We start from the raw sequence: 22,543 nt of genomic DNA on the forward strand, positions 1-22,543 counted from the left end.
GGCGCGAGCTCGCAGGCGCGCCGGCGGGAAGCGGCAGGAAGACCGTCAGGTTCGTCCGGCCTACGTTCGGCCCGTCTCCTCGCGCGCCTTCTCGTACCAGCGCACTCCCGCGGCGGAGCTGGCCTCGAGCTCGGCGATGACCTGCGCGCCGAGGAGGAGGATGACGAACACGATCTCGAGCGAGAGCAGCACGACGACGACGGTGGCGAGCGACCCGTAGAGCACGTTCACCATCGAGATGTTGGTGAAGAAGTACACCATGAACAACGCGGTGAGTCGCCAGAGCACCGCCGCGGCGAGGCCTCCGATGAAGGCGCGCCGAGCGGAGATCCTGACCACCGGCAGGACGCGGTAGATGCCGGCGAACAGGACGACCAGCCCGAGGAAGCCCGATAGCCGCAGGAGCAGCTTGATCCCGGACGCGAGCGGGCGCTGCAGCCCGAACATCCGCAGGTGGTGCTCGTCGAGGGCGTCGAGGCCGGCCGTGAGCAGGGTGACGCCCAGGAGAGCCACCATCAGCACCAGCATGAAGAGGTAGGGGAGCAGGGCCGAGACCCAGAAGCTCCGGTGCGCGGCATGGCTGGACGAGCGGAAGATCGCTCCAACTGCCTGCTCCAGCATGCGGAACGCGATCGAGCTGAAGAACAGCATGGACACCACGCTGAGAGCGCGGGTGGACGCTTCGGTGTGGAGGAATGCCTGCGCCGCCTGCAGGAAGGCGTCCGCGTGCTGAGGGACGAGCGCGGTGAGCGCCGGGCGCAAGATGCCGAGGATGCGAGCCTCGTCGAAGAGGATCGAGAGAGCGGCCACCGCGAGCGTCAGGAAGGGGACGAGCGAGAGCAGCGCGTTATAGCCAACGCCGCCGGCGAGCAGGATGCCACGGTTGCGCGAGAACGCGCGCAGGGCCCGGCCGGCGAAGAGCAGCAGGCGCGTGGTCCATCTCCAAACGTCACGAACCGGGTCCATGGCGCCTCACCTGCCGTCTTCCCCTCGGCCACTCGCTCGCTGTCACGAGGACGCGCGGGAGTTCCACTACACGGCGAAACTCGAGAGGCGCGGCGGAGCGCCAGCTTACTCCGTCGACCCGACGCAGTACGCGACGATGTCGTCCAGCACCCGCCGGACGGCGCGGTTGGCGGCCACGACGCCGCCGTACGGGTCGTCGGAGAGCGCCTCCTCCACGGTCTCGAATTCCCGGGCCCCGAGCACACGTCGAGAGGCCACGTCGGAGAGCTGGACGCGTACGGTCAACCGGACGCGGCTCGGACGAACCGTGAACTCGTGCTGCAGCCGCACGATCTCGGATTCGAGGCGCAGTCCCGCAGCGGCGGCGGTGCCGGCCTCGGACACGGACTGGAACCGCCCACTGCGCTCGAGCGCCCGGACGAGCAGCGGGGCGAGCATGCGCGCCGGCGCGTCCACCCACTCGTTGCGTGAGAAGAACTCGAGCTCGTGCGATCTCCGCACGTAGACGATGCGCGGTCCGTCGAAGCCCGCCGCGGCGGTGGGGACCGCCACCACCAGGGCAGGCCCCGGCCCGGCGACGGGCTGACCCTCGAAGTCCGCCTGGAGTTCGTAGCGCGTCGGCGGTGTCGACGGTCCGAGGGAGACGCAGGCGATCAGACCCCCCATCACGGCTCCGAGGGCCGCCCGGATGGCCCCGCGGCTCGACGGCGCGCAGGTCACGTCACTCACCCGGTCCCGGTGGCGGCGTCTGGCCGCCGAGGAGCGCTCCCCGGTTCCGCGCGAGCTCGCGCGAGACGCGGCCGAGCGCGGCGGCCGCCTCCGTCAGCTCGGCGACGAGCCGGTCGACCTCCACCAGCGAGCTGCCGTTGATCTGCTGAAGGGTCCGGCTGGTCTCCTGAGCTGCGCGCGCTGCCTCGTCGACCGCGGCGCGCGCCGCAGATCCCACCCCCTTCACCTCGTCTGCCATCCGCTCGACCGCCTCGGCCCCTCGCCCCATCCGCGCGGCGACCCCGGACAGCTGCGCGCTCGCCTCGGCGACGTGGCGCAGGGACGTCGCGGCGTCGGCGATCGCGGCGTCGATGTCCCCGGATCTCCCGGCGAGCGAAGCGACGAGCCGCTGCACGTCCGAGGCGGTCTCCCCGAGGTCGCCGAGGAGCGTCGTCACGGCGGTCTCGAGACGGCTCATCGTCGACGGGGCGGTTCGGATCACCGGGTACGGTTCGCCGGGCGCGCGCGCGAGCGGAGGAGAGTCGCGCCTGGTCCCGCTGAGCTCGACGGACGCGATGCCGGTCAACCCCTGGAACGCCAGGACCGCGACCGTGTCCTGGCTGACGGGGGTGCCGCGCGCGACCTCGAGCACGAGCCGGACCTGCGCGGGATCGGCGGGATCGAGCGAGATCTCACGGACGGACCCGACCGGCACCCCCCGGTACTTCACCGGCGCGCCGCGGCTGAGGCCGGACACCGACTCCGCGAACCGGGCGACGTATCTCTCCTGCCGCCTGCCGGGGACCCCTCCCGCCGCGAGCCACAGGCCCACGAGGATCGCGACGGCCCCGAGCCCCAGGAGGAATGCGCCCACGGCCGCGAAGTTCGGCTGCGCCCTCATCGCGGTGCCCCCGCAGGTCCGCTGCGTGTCCCGGGGAAGTAGGCGCGCACCACGGGTTCATCCGACCGCGACACCTCCGCCATCGTGCCCGCAGCGACGATCCGCCCTTCCCCGAGGAATGCGACGTGGTCGGCGACGTTCCACAGGAGCCCGAGATCTCGCGTGACCACGAAGACCGTGAGCCCCAGGAGCTCGTTGAGGTGCCGCACCAGCTCCTCGAACTCCTTGCCGCTCGCCGGATCGAGCCCCGCGCTCGGCTCGTCGAGGAACAGCAGCTCCGGGTCCAGCGCGATCGCCCGGGCCAGGGCGGCGCGCCTGCGCATCCCACCGGAGAGCTGCGACGGGTACTTGGGCCCGGCGCCGGGGGGGAGCCCCACCAGCGCGATCTTCAGGGCTGCGATCTCGTCCCGGAGCGTCCGGCCGAGTCGCGAGCGCTCCCGCAGCGGCAACGCGACGTTCTCCGCGACGGTGAGGGAGCTGAAGAGCGCGCCACGCTCGAAGACGACGCCGCAGCGCCGCCGGAGCTCGAGGGCCTCCTCGTCGCCCATTGCCACCACGTCTCGCCCGAGCACCCGGATCGACCCGGAGTCCGGCACATGGAGCGCCAGGGCCTCCCTGAGGAGCAGGGTCTTTCCACAGCCGCTCGGCCCTGCGAGCGCGAAGATCCTCCCCCGGTGGACGTCCAGCGTCACCCCGTCGTGGATGGCGTCGCCGCCGACCGTGGTGTGGACGTCACGAATGGCGATCACGATCTCCGGCGCTGACGGGACCGAGGTGGCCATGGATCAGATCCCGAGCTGCCTCGCGACCACCAGCACGAACGCATCCGCGACGACCACCAGGAACATCGACTGGACGACCGCCCCGGTGGTGCGCCGCCCGACGCTGCCCGCGTCGTCGGTCACCTGCAATCCCTGGTAGCAGCCGACGGCCGCGACGATCACCGCGAACACCGGCGCCTTGCCCACGCCGAGGAGATAGTTCGAGGCGCGGATCTCGCGGGCGACGCGCCCGAGGAACTCACCGGCGCCCATCGCGAGCTCCGTCCTCGCGACCACCATGGCGCCGGCCAGGCCGAGGACGTCCGCCACCACGGTGAGGAGCGGGAGGACCAGCAGGAGCGCGGCGATCCTCGGCAGGACGAGGACCTCGATGGGCGAGAGGCCGACCGCTCGCAGCGAGTCGATCTCCCCCGTCATCTTCATCGCGCCGATCTGTGCGGCGTACGCGGAGCCCGAGCGCCCCGCGACGATGATGGCCATGACGAGCGGCGACAGCTCTCGCATCATCGCGAGACCGACCAGGTCCGCGACGAGGATGCCGGCGCCGAAAGGGCGCAACAGCACCGATGCCTGGAAGGCGATCACGACCCCGATGAAGAACGACAGCAAGGCGGCGGTGGGAAGAGCTTCGAACCCCGCAGCCTGCACGTGCTGCAGCATCTGTCGCCAGCGGACCCGGAACGGTCCGGCGCGGGCGCGCGCCGCCGTGACGCCCATCTCGCCGAAGAAGGCGACGAGGCCACCGAGCTCGCGGCCGGAATCCCACGCCCTGCGCCCCAGCGTCGGAAGGAAGCGCGCACGCTCGCGCCCACGCGGCGGCCCGCCGACGGCGCCCGAGGATGTCACGATCTCGAGGAGCGCCTCGTGCTCGGGGCGGAGCCTCAGGGTGACCGTATGTCCGCTGCGCTCGAGCCCGCGCGCGGTCCTCGCCAGCAGCCAGGCTCCGGCCGTGTCCATCGCCCCGACGGCGGTGGCGTCGACCGCCACTGCGACGCCCTCGGGCCACGCGAGCCCCCGAAGAGCTCGCTCCACGCGGCCGATGCGATGGATCGTCCACGAGCCGCTGCAGCGCACCGCGCCACCCTCGACTCGGATGCCGGGTGAGCCCGCAAGGGCCATCGTCCGCTCCGTCCCGCCGGGGCCGGTCCAGAAGAGCCCGGCTTCCCGAATCAACGGTAAGAACGAACCCCTGTGATGGAAACGAGGGCCCCGCCGAGCGCGAATCGACGGAGCCGCTCCGCCCGCGGCGACGGCGACCACGCCGTTTCGGATGGGCGGGTCACCCCGCTGCGGTCAGGGGGCGCACCGAGAGTAAAATGATGCGGCGCTGCTCCCGTCCACACCGACGTGGAGCGCGGCTTCACCCGGTCGCCTCCTGGGCAGCGCGAGGATGCCGCGGAATCGCGCAGAGGACCCCGAGATACCGTCGAAGCACGGGTCGTCGAAGCGCTCCTCGGGGCCTACCTTGAAAGCGGTCGGGCTGACCGGACGTCCTGCTCGACCACCTGCCCACCCGCGCCGAGCCATCGACTCCTCGCCTCTGGACCGCTCGCCTCTTCGGCGTCCGAACGGCAAGGACGGTGGATCATGATGCAGACCGACGGGCTGAGGCCGATCGTCGAAGCCCTGGATCGCGAGATGTCACGCCTCCTCGCCCGGCCGGACTCGACGGGCGCCGACACGACGGCGCTGCTGTCGTCGTGGGCCGAGCTGATCGAGTTCCTCGGGCTCGGGCCGCCGCCCGAGCTGCGGTCGTGTCCCTTCTGCGGGAGCGTCGGGATGCGCGCCGCGACCCGGTGCGGCACCTGCTGGAGGAAGCTCGAGCCCGCAGCGCCGCTCGCGAGCGCGTGATGCCGGCCCCCGTGGACGCGAAGATCGACCCGGGGCCCAGGGACTCCGAGCGCGGGCTCTCGGGCGGCGCGGCTGCCTACCGGCGGGCAGAACCCTACATGGCGGCGTCCAGCACGCTCATGGGCTCGGTGGCGGCGTTCACGGCCATCGGCTACGGGCTCGACCGCTGGTTGGGCCACACCGTGCAGTGGCTGCTGGTCACGGGCGCGGTGATCGGGATCGTGGTCGGATTCATCGGCTTCTTCACGAGGGTGCTGCGCGCCGATGCTGACGCGAAACGCGCCTGAACCCACCGGTGCGTGGACGTCGAAGCGGGCTCTCGGCCGTCCCGGCGGAGCTACGGATCCGGCGGGGCGCTCGGGGCTCCTCGCTTTCCGCCCGTCCGCCGGAGCAGCAGCAGCTCCCGCATCACGATCTGCGCTGCGGCCGCGACCGGCACCGCCAGGATCGCCCCTGCGATCCCCATGAACTCCGCCAGGAACAAAATCGCCAGGAGGGTGACGAGCGGGTTCACGTCGACGGCGCGCCGGTAGATGAGCGGCGCGAGGACGTTGCCCTCCAGCTGCCCGTACAGGACGAAGTAGATCGCGGCCGCGAGCGCCTTCCAGCCACCGCCGGTGACGAGCACGAACAGGGTGACGGTCGCGCCGGACACGAGGGGTCCCGCGTACGGGACGAGGCTCGACGAGCCGCTCAGGATCCCGAGCGGCAGGAAGAAGGGCGTCCGGAGGATGACGAGGAGCACCGTCGTCAGCGTCCCGTTGATGACACAGATCCCCAGGAGCCCGCCGAGGTAACCGCCCATGGCGCGGTAGATGTTCGAGGCGATCCGCTCGGCCCGCTCGCGGCTCGCCGGGCTCACCACCTCGGCGAAGAACGTGGCGGCGAGGTCGCGACCGAACACCAGCATGAACACGGCGAGGAACACGAAGGCGAGGATCCCGCCCAGCGCGCTGACGATCCCGCCCACCGCGGTGCTCACCGCCGTGGCCGCGCCCGGGACCGACTCGCGAAGCTGCTCGAGGAAGTGGAAGCGTGAATCGAGGCTGGCGAAGAGCGGGGTGTCGTGCAGCTTCCGCCACAGGGCAGGAGCTTCGGCGGTGAGCGCCCTCGCCTGGCTCACGATGGGCGGGACGAGGAGGAATCCCAGCGCGAGCCAGACGACGAGGAGCCCGCAGAGGACGGCGGCGATCGCCCACGGGCGCCGGAGCCCCCGCCGCGCGAGCGCCTCGACCGCGTGATCCATCGCCACCGCGGCGATCGCGCCACCGAGCGTGAGGAGGAGGGCGACCCTGGTCTTCAGGAGGAACAAGACCAGCGCGGCCGCGAGCGCGACGCCGAAGCACACCGTGAAGACGGTCGCGAGGCTCACCTGCGATCGGCGAGGCGGGACCGAGGCGGGCTTGCCAGGGCGGTCGGACGACACGGGCTGAACCTCGGACTCCGCTTCGGCTGCGCGGCGTATCAGGGGCGGCGGCGGGGGAGATCGGCCCGGTGCGAGGTCGACGGCCTACTCCGTCGTCTTGCCGTCGAAGTGCTCGTCGTCGGCCTCTGCTTCGGCGCGGGTACGGTGGACGACGGCGTCCCGATGATTCGGGGGCGCATAGAGCGTGTAGAGCTTCAGTGGAACACTGCCGGTGTTGATGATGTTGTGCTTCGTGCCAGCCGGGACGACGACCCCGAAGCCCGCTCGGAGCGCCGTCCGAACGCCATCGAGGACCGCCTCGCCCGAACCCTCCTCCACGCGAAAGAACTGGTCGAGCTCGTGGACTTCCGCGCCGATCTCTCCCCTGGGCTCCAGCGACATGACGACGAGCTGGCAGTGCTGGGCCGTGTAGAGCACCCGGCGAAACTCGTGGTTCTTTATGGCGAGACTCTCGATGTCTTGCACGAAGCCTTTCATGACCGACTCCCTGTCGTTCAGGGTCTCCTCGGCGCGCTCGACACGCGACTTCCCATTCGGGGGACGAGGTCGAATGCGATCGTCGCGACGAGCGGTCCTCCTAGACCACGCGGCGACCCTGGATCACGCGGACCAGCAACACGACGACGGCCGCCACGAGCAGGAGGTGGATGAGGCCGCCCATGGTGGTGGAGGTGACGAGACCGACCGCCCAGAGCGCGAGCAGGATGATCACGAGGGTCCAGAGCATGATGACTCCCTTCAGGTCCTGATCGCTTCCGGAGCACGCGCCGTGCCCGTCGCGTGTTCCGGGCAACCGTCCGACATCCCTGCCGCGCCCGCGGACGGGTGGACCGCGCGGGCGTTCTCGAGAACGTTCGCGAACGGTCCGCTCGCTAGGCGAACCGTCGGACGAGCGCCTCGAGGTAGCGCGAGCGGACCTGCTCCGTCGCGAGGAGGCGCCGCGCGGGCGGGAGCTTCAGGATGGCGCCGAAGAAGGCGGCGAGCGCCCGGTGGCTCCAGAGGAGCCGGTTGTCGAAGAGCAGGTCCTGGAGCTTGCCCCGCTCGAGGGCCATGAGCACGGCCCGGTGCGCGCCGTCCATCGGGGTGAGCCGGCGCGGGCCGCGCTCTCGGAGCGAGAGCGCCTTCTCCCGGCAGGTCCGCACGCAGACGCCGCACCCGAGGCAGCGCGCCTCGTCGAGCCGTGCGACGGTGCGCCGGGGGCGCCGCGGATCGTTGGCCGAGACGGCGCTCATCGCCTCCACCGGGCAGACCCGCACGCACCGCTCGCAGCCGCTGCACGCCTCCGCGTCCACCACCGGGAGGAAGTGGGTGGTGTGGACGGGGTGCGCGGCGGCGAAGCGCCGGGCAGCGATCATCGCCTCGCAGCAGCACCCGCAGCAGTTGCAGATGAAGTTCACGCCCTCCCGCACGTTCTCGCCGAACTGCACGAGGTTCCGCTCGTGGGCCTGGTGCAAGAGCTCGAGCCCCTCGACGACGTCCACCTCCCGGGCGTGCCCGTGCCGGATGAGCGACCCGGCGGAGGTGTTGAAGGTCATGCAGATGTCCTGCGGCGCGTCGCAAGCACGCCCCAGGTGAGCCATTTTGTGCCGGCAGTAGCAGAGACCGACGCCGCGGTGGGTCGCCGTCCGGATCACCTCGCTGGCGCGCTCGAAGTCGAGGACGTGGAGGGCGTTCTCCTCCGAGAGGGCCGGCTCGTGGACGAAGGTGCGGCCGAGCTGGGTCTCCCCGCCCACGAAGAGGGCGCGGACGAAGTCCTCCTCGACGTTCAGGTACTGGTAGAAGAGCTCGGCGAGCGCCTTCTGGTCGACGTCCTCGCGCACCCGCATCATCGAGAACTCGAAGAAGCCGGCCATGGGCGGGGGCAGGACGTACTCGGTGCCGTCCTCGGTCTCCACGTCGACGAGGAGCGCCCGAGAGGCGAGCTGGTCGAGCGCCTGGCGCGCCTCCGTCTCGCTGGTCTTCCAGATGGACGCCGCCTTCGCCGCGTCGAACGGCTTGAGCGGGAGCACCGAGACGAGCGCGGCGTCTCGCTCGCTGAACAGGATCTTCAGGATCTGGAAGAGGCTCTCGGAGGGGGGCGCCCCCTGGGAACAGCGGTTGAGCCGCTCCGTGAGCCGGTCGTAGACGGACGGTGACGTTCGGTGCGCCATGACGGACGGTCGCGAAATCCCGCGGAACGCCCCGAGGCTACCTCGTTCTCCGCGCCGCGACGAGGGCTCGTGAGGAGGCCGCGCGCCGATCACTCCCCGGGCGGTGCGAGGACGTGCGCACGGGGCTCCGGCCCCGGCGCGCATCCCGCCTCGCCCTTGGTCCTTGGCTCGAGCCCAGCGCCGCGAGGCGGCCTGGCCTGGAGCGCAACGCCTTCACGGAGGTGCCGTCTACCTGGAGCTGGTGGTGATCGGCTTGTCGAACGGTCGGTAGCCGAACTTCTGGCCGCCCACGCTGGCCTCCGCCATCACGCCGCCCTTCGCGAGGGTGAAGACGCTCACGCCCTCCACGTACTTCGCGTTCGCCGATGCCCCTGCGGCCGCGGCCACCGCGCTCACCTGGGCGGCCATGGTGAACTCACCCTTCTTGAAGCTCGCCAGCGACTTCTCGGTCTCGAAGAAGATGACCTCGGTGTAGGACTGCCCGCCGAGCTGCAGACCGACCGTCAGCTGCGTGAGGGTGACCTCGCCGACGGGCATGCCCTTTTCGAACAGCACGCCCGTCCCGTGCGCGCCGCCGACGCCGATGGCGCCCTTCCCCACGGTGGGGAGCACGGCGTAGCCGGCCGCGCTGTCGAAGAGCCGGGTGAGGCCGGGATCGGCCCGCTCGAGCTCCACGATGGCCTGCCGAGCGTGCTTCACGGCCCGTTCGTCATCCTTCGCGCTCTTCTGGTCGGCGAACGCAGGAGCGGGGCCCATCAGCGCAACGGCGACGAGCGTGCTCAGGATCTTCAGCATGTGAACACTCCCTGCAGTGAAGTGACTCCGGGTTCTCGTGCCCGCGCGAGCGCCCGGGACCGAGTGCCTGCGCGCCGACACCGGCGCGGGCAGGCTGCGGGCACGGCTGGGATACACGGACCGTCGAAGCCCCGCCGCGCCATTCGGGCGCGTACCCCCACGTCACCGGCGAACGTCCGCGAACGTCCGCGGACGCCCACGACGCGAACGCGGAGCGAGTCGGAGCGAGTCGGGCGACGGTGGAGCGAGCGCGTGGCGACCGATCGGAGCAAGGTTTCCTCACGGTCGAACCGCCTTCCCTGGGCCGCATTCTGGACCCGAGCCTCCGTCCGAGAGGGTCCACCGCATGCCGACGCGCTCGACACCATCCCGAGACGCCCGCCCGCCGCGTCCGCTCGACCGCGTGCGCGCCACCCGCCCGCCGGCCTCGGCGTACGAGCGCCGGCCCCACCTGGCGCAGGTCGTCGCGCTCGTGCGGGCGACCACCGGCGTCGACTTCGGCGAGCACAAGCCCTCGGATCGACGTTCACCGTCACGCTTCCGTGGCACGTCGCCCCCGGTCCCACCGCCGGGTAGGCGCGGCTGGACGCACGCCTTCGCGGCTAACGTTCACGCCGGCGCCCCCGAACGTTCGCCGGGCGCGCAGGCAGGCTGCGGTTACGATCCAGGCAGCCGCGCGGACAGCTGACACACCACCAGCCGCTCTTCTCCCGCGCGGAGCAGAAGGGCGCCATGACCGGAACAATCCGGCTGCGACCAGGGACGCTCCCGCCAGCGCTCCTGCTCCCCTTTCCCCACCCAGGAACCGGCCCCGCGCAGAGCCGCCCGATCCCACGCGAGGGCCTCGTACTCGGGCGTGGAGAGGCGGTGTTCGACCAGCCGTTCGGCGATCCCGCCATGTCTCCCCGGCATGCTGAGGTCCGCTTCCAGGGCGCGCACGCCGTGGTGCACGATCTCGGCAGCGCCGCTGGCACCCGCCTCAACGGCGTCCCCGTGCGCGAGTCGCACACGCTGGCCGAGGGAGACGTGCTCCGCCTCGGCGATACCATGTTCGTCTACACGAGCACCGAGCCACCTCCCGCGGCCGACGAGCCGCGGAGCGCCACGGAGCCGGAGCTGACGGGCGCGACCGCGTCCATCGAGGCCGTCCGGCGCAGCATCGCCGCCGTCGCCCCCCATCCGCGAACGGTGGTGGTCACCGGTGAGACCGGCACGGGAAAGGAGATCGTGGCCCGCCTGCTCCACCGCCACAGCGGCCGGTCCGGGCCGTTCGTGGCGGTCAACTGCGGTGGGTTCACCGAGGGCTTGCTCGCGAGCGAGCTCTTCGGTCACGTGCGCGGAGCCTTCACCGGCGCCGTCGCGGAGCAGCAGGGTCTCTTCCGCGCCGCGCGCGGTGGGACGCTGCTCCTCGACGAGGCGAGCGACATCCCGCTGGCCTTCCAACCGACGCTCCTGCGCGTGCTCGAGACCTGGCAGGTGCGCCCGGTGGGCAGCTCGCGCGACGTCCCGGTGGACGTGCGCGTGGTCGCCGCGAGCAACCGCGAGCTCGTCAGCCTGGTGCAGCAAGGCCTGTTCCGCGCCGATCTCTATGCTCGGCTGGCGCAGTGGAACATCCGCCTGCCGCCGCTGCGCGACCGTCGCGAGGACATCCCGGCGCTCTCCCGCGCCCTGCTGGCGCAGCTCGGCGCGGAGGGGCGGGCCCTGACGCCGGATCTCGAGGAGGCGCTGCTCGTTCATCCCTGGCCGCTCAACGTTCGCGGGCTCTCGAACGTGCTTTCCATCGCGGTGATCGCCACTCCGGCCGGACAGCCGCTCGCGCTCGGCCCGGAGGTGCTCGCGGCGCTGGAGGACAACCGCATCGAACGCTCGGTGCTCCCTCCGGCGGCGCCCCCGGTCGAGCTCGACCGGGCTCGCCTGGAGGAGCTGCTCCGGCGATTCGGCGGCCGGGTGGCCGAGCTGGCGCGCCACGTCGGGGTCTCGCGGCCCAAGCTGTACCGGCTGCTCTGGTCGGCGGAGCTCGACCCGGCCTGCTTCCGCCGTCGGTGAAGGCTCAGGCTACGGCCTGTGATGCCTCCGTGCTGCCAGTGGCGGTAGCGGCCGGGTTCGTGCCGGATGAGCGCCGTCGGGACGAGCCCCGGGCGGACGTGGCGCCACGTACCGCGGTGATCACGAGCGCGGTACCAGCTCCCGTCGCGCTGGACCCAGTAGTCGCCGCCGATGAAGAAGACCTCCTCGTCGAAGTCCTGGACGACGCGGACCCCGGGCTGAACCTCGATCAAGGGCGGAAGGACGGCCGGGAAGCCCATCCGAAGTCGAGCGCGGACGGGTCGCGCGGTCGACGTGATCAGCAGCGCCAGGATGCCGATGGCCAGCAAGAGCGGCTCGATCATGGGATGGGTCCGCGGACCTGCCAGAGGCGGAAGTGGAGGGTGTGTGTTCGGGAAGCTTCGATCCGTCGCTGGAGCACCCGCCGTGCCCGCCGCGTCGCCCAGGCAACCGTCCGATACTCCAGCCGCCCAGGTCGCCGGCTGGACGGCGAGCGTCGTCGGTGAACGTTCGCGAACGGTTCCCCTCACTCCACCGGCGCCTGTGTCGTCCTTCGAAGGTCGGTGCGGACGGGCGCCACGAGGCGCGGAGCGCTGGAGGAGCGCGAGCCAGACGGAGGCGGAATCACCTGGACCGCCGAAGACGCGGCGCGGGGACGGCTGGCGCGATGCGTGCAGTCCTCACGGATCAAAGGAGGTACTTCATGAGGACATTCGTGTGCATTCTCGTCGCGGTCGCGCTCGGTGGGTGTTACGCGACGTCTCGAGAAGAAGAACGGAGGGGCGAAGAACGGAGGGGCGGGGAGGCTTCCTTCACGCTGAGCCTACCTGCAGAGCTGCCGCCGCTCGTCGTCGTGCAGCCCGGCGTCAGCGTCGCCCGCGACATGGACCACGAGATCTTCTACGCGGACGGCTACTACTGGGCGCGCCAGGATCAGACGTGGTTCCGCGCACGCGACCACCGCGGCAGCTGGGAGCGGGTCGAACCCCGCTACGTCCCGGCCGCGCTCGTGCAGTCCCCGCCTGGCCGTTACCGGCACTACCGAGGGGATGGGGACCAGCGGAGCGACGAGGAACACGGGCACGACGGGCACGGCGGCGATCGCGATTAGGGGCGGCCACGAGCACCGTTCGCACAGCCCGCAAGCTCGTGCGGTGCTCGGAGAACCGCTCCAGAACACTTCACAGTGCCTCGGCTACGAAGCGCCACAGCTCCTCGAACTCGCGCCGGCCGAAGGCCGCGCCCGACTTGAAGAGCGTCGTGTTCCAGCGCCACTCGAAGTGGCCGACGACGTCCAGGTGGTCGGCGAGCACGATGCGCGCGGCGCGGCCGGCGAGCGTCTGGGATGAGGCAGGTACGATGCCGTCGTTGGCGCGCGGAGCATCCTCCACCGCCTCGCGCTCGGTCCCGGGCGCACACGCGGCGAGCCAGGGACCCTTGGGGAAGCTCTGGGGCCGGAAGTCGCTGCGCGCTGCGCAGGCATAGCAGAGGGCATACACCGCGCGGCGGTCGAGGGCGTCGAGGCCCCCTCGCGTGAAGGAGGGTCTCGGGGCGACGGTCACGATCTCCACCAGCCGCCCCGCGTGGTCGCCGAGGCGCCTGTTGAGCGTCGCCATCCGCTCGGGCGCGAGGTCACGCAGGATCCGGTTGTCGGACATGACCATCCCGCGGAAGCGCTCGATCTCGCGCGCCGTCTCCTCGTCCATGCCGGAAAGGAGATCGATGACCGGCCCGTTCATGCTGGGCCGCGGCCTCACCGCCTGGAAGAGGGTGTAGGCCAGGCCGATCCCGGGCAGCCCGAGCCGCCGGGTCACCCGCCCGGCGTTGGCCATGATGGTCGCCACCGACATCCCTTCCAGCACCAGGCGGGGAAGGCCGCGCACGAAGCTCTTCGCGATGGGCGTGCCGTGGTGAGGTGCCGACAGCGTCACCACCGTGCCGAGGTGCCGCAGGAGCTGCGTTCGCAGCCTGCGGTCTTCTCCACGGAAGCGGTAGCGCGGATTCGCGAGCAGCCGCGCGTCGAGGCCGCCGGTCGAGTGGCCGACGATGTGGATACGCGGGCCCCGTCCCGTCGACTCGCCGCGCAGGAGCGCGCCGCCCAGGCGCTGCAGGACCGCGTCCTGCAGGGTCCGCACGCGCGCTTCGAGCGAACCCATGGGCGGCGGCTCGTGCACGTGGATGCGCCCGCTCAGCTCCGGCCGCGCTGCCACCATCGCCTTGATGACGTGGTCGAAATAGATGATGTGCGGCTTCCCCTCGCGGCCAAAGGAGCCGAAGCCGAAGAAGCCTGGTACGAGGATCACCTGGTCCGTGGCGCGCACCGCTGGAGTATCACCCGTGCGGCCACTTCACTAATGGTGGCGAGGCGGGGATCCGGGAAGGGCCGAGACGGCCGCGTCCGCTCCCGCGTTCTCCTTCAGCGCCGCGGCGAACGCGGCCTTCGCCGCGGCCGTCGCTTCGCGGATCGCCTGCGGCATGCGCGAGGCGGCCTCCCTCGAGTCATCCACCGCGCCAGTGAGGCGCCGCCGCGTCTCAGCGCCGGCGCGCGGTGCGAACAGCACGGCTGCGGCGCCTCCGACCAGCGCGCCTCCGACGAAGGCGAGGAACACCTTGAGACCTCCGCTTCCGGAATGCTCTGTCTCCGTCATGGCATGGCCTGCTTTCCTGGTTCGGCGTGCACTGCTCTGGTTTCGACCGGGGCGACCTGCAGCGGCCCAGGTGTCACCCCCTCCCGATCCTCCCGGAAGGCGTGGATCGCCGCTGCGACCGCCGGGCCCACCGCCGCGCCGACGGCCGACGCGACGCGGAGGGTATCCCGCAGCTGGCTCACCATCCGGCTCACGTCCGCGACGCCGTCCACGAGCTGCTCGATCCGGCCGCCCTCCTGCAGCCGCACGACCAGCGCATCGATCCTCCCGGCAGCGACGACGGTCGCGGCCAGAGCCTCGTCGAGCCGCGCTCCGGATCGCCGGAGCGTCTCGTCCATCGCGCGCAGCGTCGCCCGCAACTGGACGAGCACCGGGATGGCGGCGCCGACCAGGACGGCCCCGAGGACCAGCAGCGCCGTCCCCCAGCTCTCCGTCGTCACACGACCTCCGTCCGCGCTTCGCCAGCGCTCGTCTCGGCGGCGCGGCAGCTTCGTGCTCTAGCAGGGCTCGCGCAATTTCGTTGCGCGTGCGGTCACCTGCGGTTCGTCCAGACGAACCCGCCCCCACCGAGAAGGACGACGAGAAGGACGATGATCAGGATCGTGGTCAGCGACATGGCGCCCCCAATCCGGCACACCGGCGAGCGCCCGGGTCAGGGGTGCGCCGTGGCCACCACGAGCATGCGCACGTATGGACGCTGATCAATTGCGTTTCGTTGGCGCACGCCGAGAGCGGGCCCCGCATGCATGGTGCTCGTTGCTCGGGGCGACGTCCCGCCAGAGCGAATAGCACCCCGCCTGAGCTGCCCGGCTTCGGTGGTGCCGCGGGGTGCCTGCATTCCCGGTGCTGCGGCGTCAGGACGACGCGAGGCCCCCCGGCGAGGGTCGCGGCCGCGCACGACCCATGGCTTCCTCGACCCCCTCGACCGTCACGGGCTTGGTGAGGTGCGCGTCGAACCCGGCTTCCAGGGCGCGCCGCTGGTCCTCCGGGAGCGCATAGCCGGTGAGCGCGACCAGTTGCGTGTTCTGGAGACCCGGCTCGCGGCGAAGCGCCCTCGCCACCGCATACCCGTCCACATCCGGGAGCCCGATGTCGCAGAGCACCACCTCCGGCACGAGCTCGCGGGCGCGCTCGATACCCTGGGGCCCGTCATGCGCCACCGTGACCTCGTGCCCTTCGAGCTCGAGCGCGAGCTGCAGGCTCTCCGCGGCGTCGAGGTTGTCCTCGATGATCAGGATGCGGCGCGGTCGCGCCGCCGCCACCGGCGCGACCTCCGTCTGGACCGGCGCCGCCACGAGCGGCAGCCGCACGACGAACTCGGCCCCCGCGCCCTTGCCGCCGCTCGACACGTCGATCGTGCCGCCGTGGGTCTCGACGAGACCCTTCACGAGCGCGAGGCCGAGGCCGAGCCCGCCGAGGCGGCGGTTGAGCGAGGAGTCGGCCTGCGCGAAGGGCTGGAAGAGGCGAGGCAGCATCGCTGGCTCGATGCCGATGCCGGTGTCACGGACGCGCAGCACCGCGAAGCCGCCCACCCCCTCGAGCGAGAGCCGGACCGAATCGCCGCTCGAGGTGAACTTGGCGGAGTTCTGTAACAGGTTCCCGATCGCCTGCGCGAGGCGCGTCGCGTCGCCCTCGACCCACAGCGGCTGCTCCGGGAGCGCGACCTCGAGCGCCACCTCGCGCGCGGTGAAGAGGCCACGGTGGTCCTCGGCCGTGCGCTGAGCCAGGTCCCGGAGGTTCATCGGCCTGCGCTCGACCTGGAGCTTGCCGTTCGCGATGCGCGTCACGTCCAGGAGGTCGTCCACGAGCCGCGCGAGATGCCCCACCTGCCGCGCGATGATCTCGTGCGCCTTGGCCGCCGCGCCGGCGTCCGCCGGTGCGTGCTCGAGGACGTGGAGGCTGCTCCGGATGGGCGCGAGCGGGTTCCGCAGCTCGTGAGAGAGGACGGCGAGGAACTCGTCCTTGCGCCGGTCCGCGTCCCGCAGGGCGTGCTCGGCGCGCTCCCGCTCCTCCACCGCTCGCCGCAGGGCGGCCTCCGTCTCCTTCAGCCTGGTGATGTCGATGAAGGAGACCACCACGCCCGCGATCACGTTGGACGGGGTGCGGTACGGGTGCATGCGCATGAGGAACGAGCGCTTCTCGTCCACCAGGCCGACGGTGCGCTCGACGGGCGCGAGCGTCTCGAGCACCCGCGCCACCTCCTGGGGCACGTCCTGGGCGTCGAACCGGGCCGCGAAGTCGGCCAGCGGCCGCCCCACGTCGCCGTCGGCGAGCCGGAAGACCGCCGTCGCCGCCGGCGTGAAGCGGGCGATCCGGGACTCGCGGTCGAGGAAGATGGTCGCGATCTGCGTGCTCTGGAACAGGTTCTGAAGGTCGCCGTAGAGCAGCTCGAGCTCGTCCACCTTCTTGCTCAGCTCGGCGTTCAGGGTGTTGAGCTCCTCGTTGACCGACTGCAGCTCCTCCTGCGAGGTCTGCAGCTCCTCGTTGGCGGAGTGCATCTCCTCGTTCAGGGCCTGGAGCTGCTCGTTGGACGTGCGGAGCGCCTCGTTCGCGTTCTCGAGCTCCTCGATCGTGACCTGCAGCCGCTCCTGGGTGCTCTCGAGATCGCGCTGCAGCTGCCGGTGACGCTCCAGCGTCGGCGCGTCGAGCGGCGTCCCATGCGCGACGGGCGTGGCCTGCAGCTCCTCGAAGACGACGAGGAACAGCTCGTCTGGATCCTGCTCGGTGGGCGGAAGCGGCCGGACCACGAGGTTGAGCCGGCGCTGGACGCCCTCCGCCTCCACCACCACGTCCTTGTAGATGACCGGCTTCCCCTGGCGCGCCGCGTTGTGGAGGGCGGCGGAGAGCTCGACCCGGAGCTCGCGCCGGGCGAGGTGCATCAGGTTGGTCGCGGGGGCGCCGGCGTGGGGCGGCAGGAAGACCGACAGCCTCGTCCCCCAGTAGTATCGGATCTCCCCGCGGGCATCGACCACCACCGACGGCGGCGCGTACTCCTCGAGCACGATGCTCCGCGAGCGGTCGGCGGCGCTCCTCACCTCGGGATCGGCTCGCCGGCCGGGCGGCGCCAGCCCGAGGGGCAGCGCCCGCCGCCCCGCCGGCAGGATCGCGGGTCGCCGGTCCACCTCGCGTCGCCGGAACACGCGCTCCACCTTGTCGACGACCTCGAACAGCTCCCGCTCCTTCGTGTCGATCATCTCGGCCTTGCCGAGGATCAGGTATCCGCCCGGGCGGAGCGCGTAGTGGAGGAGCTCGATGACCCGCTTCTGGAGCGCGGGCTCGAGGTAGATGAGCAGGTTGCGGCAGGACACGAGGTCCATGCGGGAGAACGGCGGGTCCCGGACGAGGTCGTGCTCCGTGAAGATGCAGAGGTCGCGGACGGCCTTCGTGACCGAGTACACCTCCCCGCGCTTCGTGAAGTAGCGCGCCAGCCGCTCGGGGCTCACCTGACGCTCGACGACGCTCGTGTACTGACCTCGGCGTGCCTCCGCGAGGGCGGACGCGTCGATGTCCGTCGCGAAGACCTGGATCTGCGGCGGGTGCGGGAGCTCGTCGGCGCGCTCGCGGAGCAGGATCGCGACCGAGTAGGCCTCCTCGCCGGAGGAGCAGGCCGGCACCCATATCCGGACTCCTTCCGTTCGCCGTCGCTCCACGATGTCGGGCATCACGATCTGCTCGAGCACCCGGAACGGCCCGTCGTCGCGGAAGAAGCTCGTCACGTTGATCGTCAGGTCGTCGGCGAGGCGCCGGGCCTCGTCGACGTCGCCCTCGAGGAGGGCGGCGTACTCCCGGACCGTGGCGGTCCCGGTGGCGGCCATCCGCCGGTGGAACCGGCGAAGGATCGTGGTCCGCTTGTAGCGGCTGAAGTCGTGCCCCGTCGCCCGGCCGACCACCTCGAGCGCCTGGCGGAAACCTTCCGCCTCGCCCCGTGCGCTCTCGGGCGGATGTTTCCGTCGCTCGGCGGCGAGCTGGACGAGCGCCGCCGGGATCTCGTCGACCGGAAGAACCTGCTCCACCGTCCCCGTCGCGATCGCGGCGGCGGGCATGCTCTCGTAGCGAGCGTCGGCGGGGAGCTGCGCGAAGGTCCGGCCTCCGTGCCGCTTCACGGCCGCGATGCCGAGCGCGCCGTCGGAGCCCGTCCCGGAGAGCACGATGCCGACGGCGTTCTCGCGCTGGTCCTCCGCGAGGGAGGTCAGGAACGCATTCACCAGCAGGCGAACGCCCTTCTGGTCGGAAGCGACGAGCCGCAGGGCGCCGCGCTCGACGACCAGACCAGCTCCCGGCGGGATGACGTACACGTGGTCGCGCTCGACGCGTTGCCCCTCCGTCACGGTCAACACCGGGAGCCTCGTCGCGCGAGCCAGGATATCGGCGAGGCTGCTCGCGTGCTCCGGGGAGAGGTGCTGCACGACGACGTAGGCGAGGCCGCTGTCCGGCGGGACCCGCTGGAGGAAGCGCTCGAGCGCCTCCAGGCCGCCCGCGGAGGCACCGATGCCCACGACGAGGAGACGCTCCCCTTCGCTGGCGCGCCACTCGGCTTCTTGGGGGTCGCTCGCGGGCAATGCCGTGGGTTCCTGTGCGTCCATGGTCCGTGTCCCCTGCCTCTGTAGCAGGCGCGAGGGTCGTCGAGAGGGCAGTCTGGGCTACGGCTCCCCCCCAACCCCCAAATAAGTATGCGATGCGCAGCGAATCCTGGGTCGCCCAAAATAGTACCGAGGAGCTCCGCGCCGGCTCGTGATCGGGGCGGGGCTCTGGAGCGTGCCGATCTGGAAAGGGTCGGGTGCGCTGAAATGACCCCGCACAGGGAACGTGCCGGGGAGCGCCCGCAGACCTATCGTCAGGCGTCCACCGGCCTCGTCTCGGACTCGTCCCCCCACCTGGCTCCGCGCGGCAGGTGGGTCGTCGACCGTCGGCCTGAAGCTCGCATCCAGCGCTCGGCCGCTCGACGACGACGACGAGCCCTCGGGCCCGTCGACAGGCAACCGGGGAAGGAGCCAGGTCATGCTCAACGTCTTCATCAGCTCGAACCGTGAGGAGCTCATGGCGAGGGCCCAGGCCGCGGCCAGCCCGTCGCCTTCCGTCTCCACGGGCGAGCTGGAGGCTTGCGTCCGCCTCTTCCTCGCCCAGCTCTCGGAGACGCTCCGGCTGGAGATGACGGCGACGCCCTTCCCGCCGACCGCCATCGGAGCGGGCGCCGCGAGGCACGGGCGCGAGCTGCTCGCCCAGGGAGCCTCGGTCTCACGCCTCGTCCACGACTACGCCGACGTGTGCCAGGCGATCACGGAGCTCGCCGCAGAGCGGGGCGCGACCATCAGCCCGGAGGAGTTCCACACGCTGAACCGCTGCCTGGACACCGCCCTCGCGGAGGCCGTTGCGGAGTACGGGCGGCTGAAGGAGGAGGCAAGCTCGCACCACGACCTCGAGCATCGCGGTCGGATCGCGCACGAGCTGCGGAACTTCGTCCAGACGGCGCTGCTCTCGTTCCAGGTCGTCAAGGGTGGCAAGCCGGGCGCGAGCGCCAGCGCCGTCGCCGTGCTCGGCCGGAGCCTCATCGACATCCGGGACCTCCTCGACAGCCTCGTCTCCGAGGTCCGCCTGGCCGCCGACGCGCGGAGGCACGAACGCGTTTCGCTGCTGGCGTTCTTCGACGAACTCGCGGCCGCTGCAGAACTGCACGCTCAGTGCCGGGGGATCCGGTTCACGGTCGAGCCCGTCGATCCGACGCTCGCCATCGACGTCGACCCGCAGCTCCTCGCGTCGGCGGTCATGAACCTGCTGCGCAACGCCTTCAGGTACACCCGGGCGAGCGGCCGCGTGGTCATCCGGGGCCGGGGCGAGCACGGCCGCGTCTTCATCGAGGTGGAGGACGAGTGCGGCGGCCTTGGACGTGTGAGCAGCCGGCGCGGGAGCGATCGAGCAGGCCTCGGGCTCGGCCTCTCCATCATCCGGAAGGCGGTCACGGCGAACGGCGGCGAGGTTCACACCGTGGACCTGCCCGGGAAGGGGTGCATCTTCGGCATCGAGCTGCCCCTGGCCTCCGCGGCCGCCGCGTGAGCCCCGAGGCCGTGAGACCTAGATTCGAGAGAGGAGCAAGTGAAAGAAGGAGGCGCCATGCGTCTCTCTGACGAGAACCTGCGGGGACGGACGGTCATCGGGGCGGACGGGCGGGCGGTCGGCGAGATCGCAGCGCTCTTCCTGGACAGCGACGCGTGGAGCGTGGAGTCGCTCCGGGTGAAGCTGCGAAAGGACGTCGCCGACCAGCTGGGCGCCTCGCGGACGATGTTCCACGCTGGAACGGTCGAGATCCCGATCAGGCTGATCCAGTCGGTCGGCGATGCCGTCGTGCTCTCGGTCCCGGTCGACGGGCTGCGCGAGGTGCTCCCCGCCGAGGGCGAACCTGCGGCTACCCACTGACCGTGAGTCGAGGTCCCCCCCGACGCGCGCGGGCGGGTCAGTGAGCGTGCGGGTGACGCCTCGAGTCGAGGAGCCCCTTCCCGGCCATCGCGAGGAGCAGCACGCCCGTCGCCGCGAGCAGGACGACGACCGCGACGAGCAGGATGCCGGGGTGGTCCTCGGGCGCACCGCCCGTCATGACCGGAAGCGCTCGGCCTCCCTTCAGCAGCAGCGCGCTGCCCATCAGCGAGACCGCCGCCGCCAGCGCCAGGGACGCCGCGCTCCTCGTCTCGCGAGTCATGACTCCTCCTCTGTGGGGCGACCCGCGACGCCCCACCGCGCGCCGCGCCGAAGACGGCCAGCTGGCGCGCGAGGTTGCTCGGGGGGCGACCTCGCTCGAACCATAGCGGCGGGGAGGCCTCGCTGCCCGTGGACGCCGGGGCGTCCGCGAGCTCGGCTCGCGTCCCTCTCCCGGGCGTTTCCACGCTCGAGGGCGCGCCCTTCCGACTGCATCGAGACGGTCCGCGCGTGCGTCGGGCCGGATCACGGAGAGGCGCTCGCCGCGGAAAGAGCGTGCGTCCGGTGCGAGCCGTCCTCGAGCAGACGGTCCAGCTCCAGCACGAGCTCCTGCACGGTCTTCAGCTCCTGCACGGTGCCCTCGGGGATCCTCGTCACGCTCTGTCCCGTGTAGAAGAGGCCGCGCACGGTGTCGCCGAGGATGGCCGCCCGCAGCAGCGCGTCCGTGATGCAGAAGCTCTCGTGGAAGTCGCTCGCGCGGCACTTGCAGAGCCCCGTCCCGAGGCATTCGATGCACGCCTTGGTTCGACCGCCGTAGCCGTCCTTCCCGAAGAACCAGGCCTTCGAGCGCGGGGGGAAGTGGTCCCCCGCGGCGAGCGCGTCCGTGAAGGCGTTCCGGACCGCCCGCGCCTTCATGCCCTTCACGCAGCTCGTGATGACGACGACGTCGTCCGCCCCCTTGCCGAGGTGCATCGTCTTGAACGCCGGGTGGGCGTCTCCGTCCCTGCACGCGATGAATCGCGTCGAGAGCTGGACGCCGGCGACACCCTGCGCGAGGTACGCTGCGACGTCGCTCGCGTCGATGCCCCCGGCCGCGACGACCGGCAGCGACGAATGGCTCCGGACGTCCTCGACGAGCGAGGCGAGTGGCAGCTCGATGTCGCCGATGTGACCCCCGGCTTCCGCGCCCTCCGCGACGAGGAAGTCGGCGCCCCACTTCTCGTACATCGCTGCGAGGCGTCCGGACGAGACGATCCCGGCGAACGGCGTGCCGGCGTCGTGGCACCAGCGGATCACCTCTCGTGAGATGCCCGCGCCCTGCACGATGAAGCTCACGCCCTCCACGAGCGCGGTGCGGGCGAGCCGCTCGAAGTCGAGGTGATTGATGGCGGCCATGAGATTCACGCCGACGTACCCGCCGGGCGCTTCGGCCCGGGCGCGCCGCAGCTCGCGCCGGAGCAGCTCGGGCGTCTTCCCCACGCCCGAGACGGTACCCGCCGTGACGAACCGTGCGCTCTTCGCCGCAGCCACCTTCCCGGCGAGCCCGTCGGAGACGTGGAGGCCCATCGCCCCCTGCACCAGGAGGTGCTTGCCTGCTCGCAGGATCTCGCCGATCGCGTCGCGCGTCAGCTTCGGCGCGGAGCCGCGGCCTGCGGGGTCGGTGTCCGTGCGGTTCGGCACGACGAGGTCGTCGGTCACGGGGATGTCCTCCCGAGCGGAATCGTACGGCGCGGCATCGTACGGCACTGTCTCGGACCCGGACCGGGAGTGCTGGGGCGCCACCATCGGCGGCGTCGATCCGACGCGCGCGCCCTGCGCGCACTCGCCCTGGGCCGGGCATCCGGGCGGCCGTGTCACGTGCC

The 22,543-nt window shown here is 71.5% G+C and carries 22 protein-coding genes; 6 read left to right on the forward strand and 16 right to left on the reverse strand.

The window, feature by feature from the left end; translation table 11 throughout:
• Positions 1-60: 60 nt before the first annotated feature.
• The 5 genes from AMOR_RS18805 to AMOR_RS18825 all read right to left on the reverse strand — a co-directional run bounded on the left by AMOR_RS18805 (position 61) and on the right by AMOR_RS18825 (position 4,389).
• Positions 61-966 carry a YihY/virulence factor BrkB family protein gene (locus AMOR_RS18805; protein ID WP_248353213.1) on the reverse strand — a complete coding sequence of 302 codons (906 nt, stop codon included), beginning with the start codon at positions 964-966 and terminating at the stop codon, positions 61-63.
• 105 nt (positions 967-1,071) lie between these two features.
• On the reverse strand, positions 1,072-1,632 hold the full coding sequence (locus AMOR_RS18810; protein WP_248353214.1) for an ABC-type transport auxiliary lipoprotein family protein: 561 nt from the start codon (positions 1,630-1,632) through the stop codon (positions 1,072-1,074).
• Between the two features lie 55 nt (positions 1,633-1,687).
• The gene (locus AMOR_RS18815) at positions 1,688-2,548 is read right to left on the reverse strand and encodes an MlaD family protein (protein ID WP_248353215.1); all 861 of its coding nucleotides are present in this window, start codon (positions 2,546-2,548) and stop codon (positions 1,688-1,690) included.
• A 23-nt stretch (positions 2,549-2,571) separates the two neighbouring features.
• Positions 2,572-3,357, reverse strand: a complete 786-nt coding sequence (locus AMOR_RS18820; RefSeq protein WP_248353217.1) for an ABC transporter ATP-binding protein — start codon at positions 3,355-3,357, stop codon at positions 2,572-2,574.
• A gap of 3 nt (positions 3,358-3,360) precedes the next feature.
• Complete coding sequence (locus AMOR_RS18825) at positions 3,361-4,389, reverse strand: MlaE family ABC transporter permease (RefSeq protein ID WP_248353219.1); 1,029 nt, start codon at positions 4,387-4,389, stop codon at positions 3,361-3,363.
• A gap of 555 nt (positions 4,390-4,944) precedes the next feature.
• Here AMOR_RS18825 and AMOR_RS18830 point away from each other — a divergent pair.
• On the forward strand, positions 4,945-5,208 hold the full coding sequence (locus AMOR_RS18830) for a hypothetical protein (RefSeq protein ID WP_248353221.1): 264 nt from the start codon (positions 4,945-4,947) through the stop codon (positions 5,206-5,208).
• A gap of 11 nt (positions 5,209-5,219) precedes the next feature.
• The gene (locus tag AMOR_RS18835; protein WP_248353223.1) at positions 5,220-5,495 is read left to right on the forward strand and encodes an AtpZ/AtpI family protein; all 276 of its coding nucleotides are present in this window, start codon (positions 5,220-5,222) and stop codon (positions 5,493-5,495) included.
• 50 nt (positions 5,496-5,545) lie between these two features.
• On the opposite strand, the gene AMOR_RS18840 is transcribed toward AMOR_RS18835, so the two are convergent.
• The 5 genes from AMOR_RS18840 to AMOR_RS18860 all read right to left on the reverse strand — a co-directional run bounded on the left by AMOR_RS18840 (position 5,546) and on the right by AMOR_RS18860 (position 9,579).
• Positions 5,546-6,634, reverse strand: a complete 1,089-nt coding sequence (locus AMOR_RS18840) for an AI-2E family transporter (protein WP_248353225.1) — start codon at positions 6,632-6,634, stop codon at positions 5,546-5,548.
• A gap of 84 nt (positions 6,635-6,718) precedes the next feature.
• The gene (locus tag AMOR_RS18845; protein ID WP_248353227.1) at positions 6,719-7,111 is read right to left on the reverse strand and encodes a cupin domain-containing protein; all 393 of its coding nucleotides are present in this window, start codon (positions 7,109-7,111) and stop codon (positions 6,719-6,721) included.
• Between the two features lie 100 nt (positions 7,112-7,211).
• Complete coding sequence (locus AMOR_RS18850) at positions 7,212-7,361, reverse strand: lmo0937 family membrane protein (protein WP_248353228.1); 150 nt, start codon at positions 7,359-7,361, stop codon at positions 7,212-7,214.
• Positions 7,362-7,506: 145 nt separating this feature from the next.
• Positions 7,507-8,784 (reverse strand): 4Fe-4S dicluster domain-containing protein, encoded by a 1,278-nt coding sequence (locus tag AMOR_RS18855; protein ID WP_248353229.1) that lies wholly within the window; start codon positions 8,782-8,784, stop codon positions 7,507-7,509.
• 228 nt (positions 8,785-9,012) lie between these two features.
• Entirely contained in the window at positions 9,013-9,579 is a 567-nt protein-coding gene (locus tag AMOR_RS18860) for a lipid-binding SYLF domain-containing protein (protein ID WP_248353230.1), read from the reverse strand.
• Between the two features lie 867 nt (positions 9,580-10,446).
• Between AMOR_RS18860 and AMOR_RS18865 the strand changes: the two genes are divergently transcribed.
• On the forward strand, positions 10,447-11,625 hold the full coding sequence (locus AMOR_RS18865; RefSeq protein WP_248353231.1) for a sigma-54-dependent Fis family transcriptional regulator: 1,179 nt from the start codon (positions 10,447-10,449) through the stop codon (positions 11,623-11,625).
• Between the two features lie 703 nt (positions 11,626-12,328).
• Positions 12,329-12,736, forward strand: a complete 408-nt coding sequence (locus AMOR_RS18870) for a hypothetical protein (protein WP_248353232.1) — start codon at positions 12,329-12,331, stop codon at positions 12,734-12,736.
• 70 nt (positions 12,737-12,806) lie between these two features.
• Here the strand turns inward: AMOR_RS18870 and AMOR_RS18875 are convergent, their stop codons facing one another.
• The 4 genes from AMOR_RS18875 to AMOR_RS18885 form a co-directional block, all read right to left on the reverse strand.
• Positions 12,807-13,946 carry an esterase/lipase family protein gene (locus AMOR_RS18875; protein WP_248353233.1) on the reverse strand — a complete coding sequence of 380 codons (1,140 nt, stop codon included), beginning with the start codon at positions 13,944-13,946 and terminating at the stop codon, positions 12,807-12,809.
• A gap of 30 nt (positions 13,947-13,976) precedes the next feature.
• Entirely contained in the window at positions 13,977-14,273 is a 297-nt protein-coding gene (locus AMOR_RS29860; protein ID WP_404800905.1) for a YtxH domain-containing protein, read from the reverse strand.
• Positions 14,270-14,713: a hypothetical protein gene (locus AMOR_RS18880; protein ID WP_248353234.1), complete on the reverse strand. Its 444-nt coding sequence runs from the start codon at positions 14,711-14,713 to the stop codon at positions 14,270-14,272. Before AMOR_RS18880 ends, AMOR_RS29860 begins: the two co-directional genes overlap by 4 nt.
• A 414-nt stretch (positions 14,714-15,127) precedes the next feature.
• Positions 15,128-18,769, reverse strand: a complete 3,642-nt coding sequence (locus tag AMOR_RS18885; RefSeq protein ID WP_248353236.1) for a chemotaxis protein CheB — start codon at positions 18,767-18,769, stop codon at positions 15,128-15,130.
• 502 nt (positions 18,770-19,271) lie between these two features.
• Here AMOR_RS18885 and AMOR_RS18890 point away from each other — a divergent pair.
• Both AMOR_RS18890 and AMOR_RS18895 read left to right on the forward strand, forming a co-directional pair.
• The gene (locus tag AMOR_RS18890; RefSeq protein WP_248353238.1) at positions 19,272-20,324 is read left to right on the forward strand and encodes a sensor histidine kinase; all 1,053 of its coding nucleotides are present in this window, start codon (positions 19,272-19,274) and stop codon (positions 20,322-20,324) included.
• A 57-nt stretch (positions 20,325-20,381) separates the two neighbouring features.
• Positions 20,382-20,684, forward strand: a complete 303-nt coding sequence (locus tag AMOR_RS18895; protein ID WP_248353240.1) for a PRC-barrel domain-containing protein — start codon at positions 20,382-20,384, stop codon at positions 20,682-20,684.
• Between the two features lie 37 nt (positions 20,685-20,721).
• Here AMOR_RS18895 and AMOR_RS18900 read toward each other — a convergent pair whose 3' ends face one another.
• On the reverse strand, positions 20,722-20,964 hold the full coding sequence (locus AMOR_RS18900; RefSeq protein WP_248353242.1) for a hypothetical protein: 243 nt from the start codon (positions 20,962-20,964) through the stop codon (positions 20,722-20,724).
• A gap of 242 nt (positions 20,965-21,206) precedes the next feature.
• Positions 21,207-22,379, reverse strand: a complete 1,173-nt coding sequence (locus tag AMOR_RS18905; RefSeq protein WP_248353244.1) for an NAD(P)H-dependent flavin oxidoreductase — start codon at positions 22,377-22,379, stop codon at positions 21,207-21,209.
• Positions 22,380-22,543: the final 164 nt, after the last annotated feature.

This window comes from Anaeromyxobacter oryzae (genome assembly GCF_023169945.1).
GTDB lineage: Bacteria > Myxococcota > Myxococcia > Myxococcales > Anaeromyxobacteraceae > Anaeromyxobacter > Anaeromyxobacter oryzae.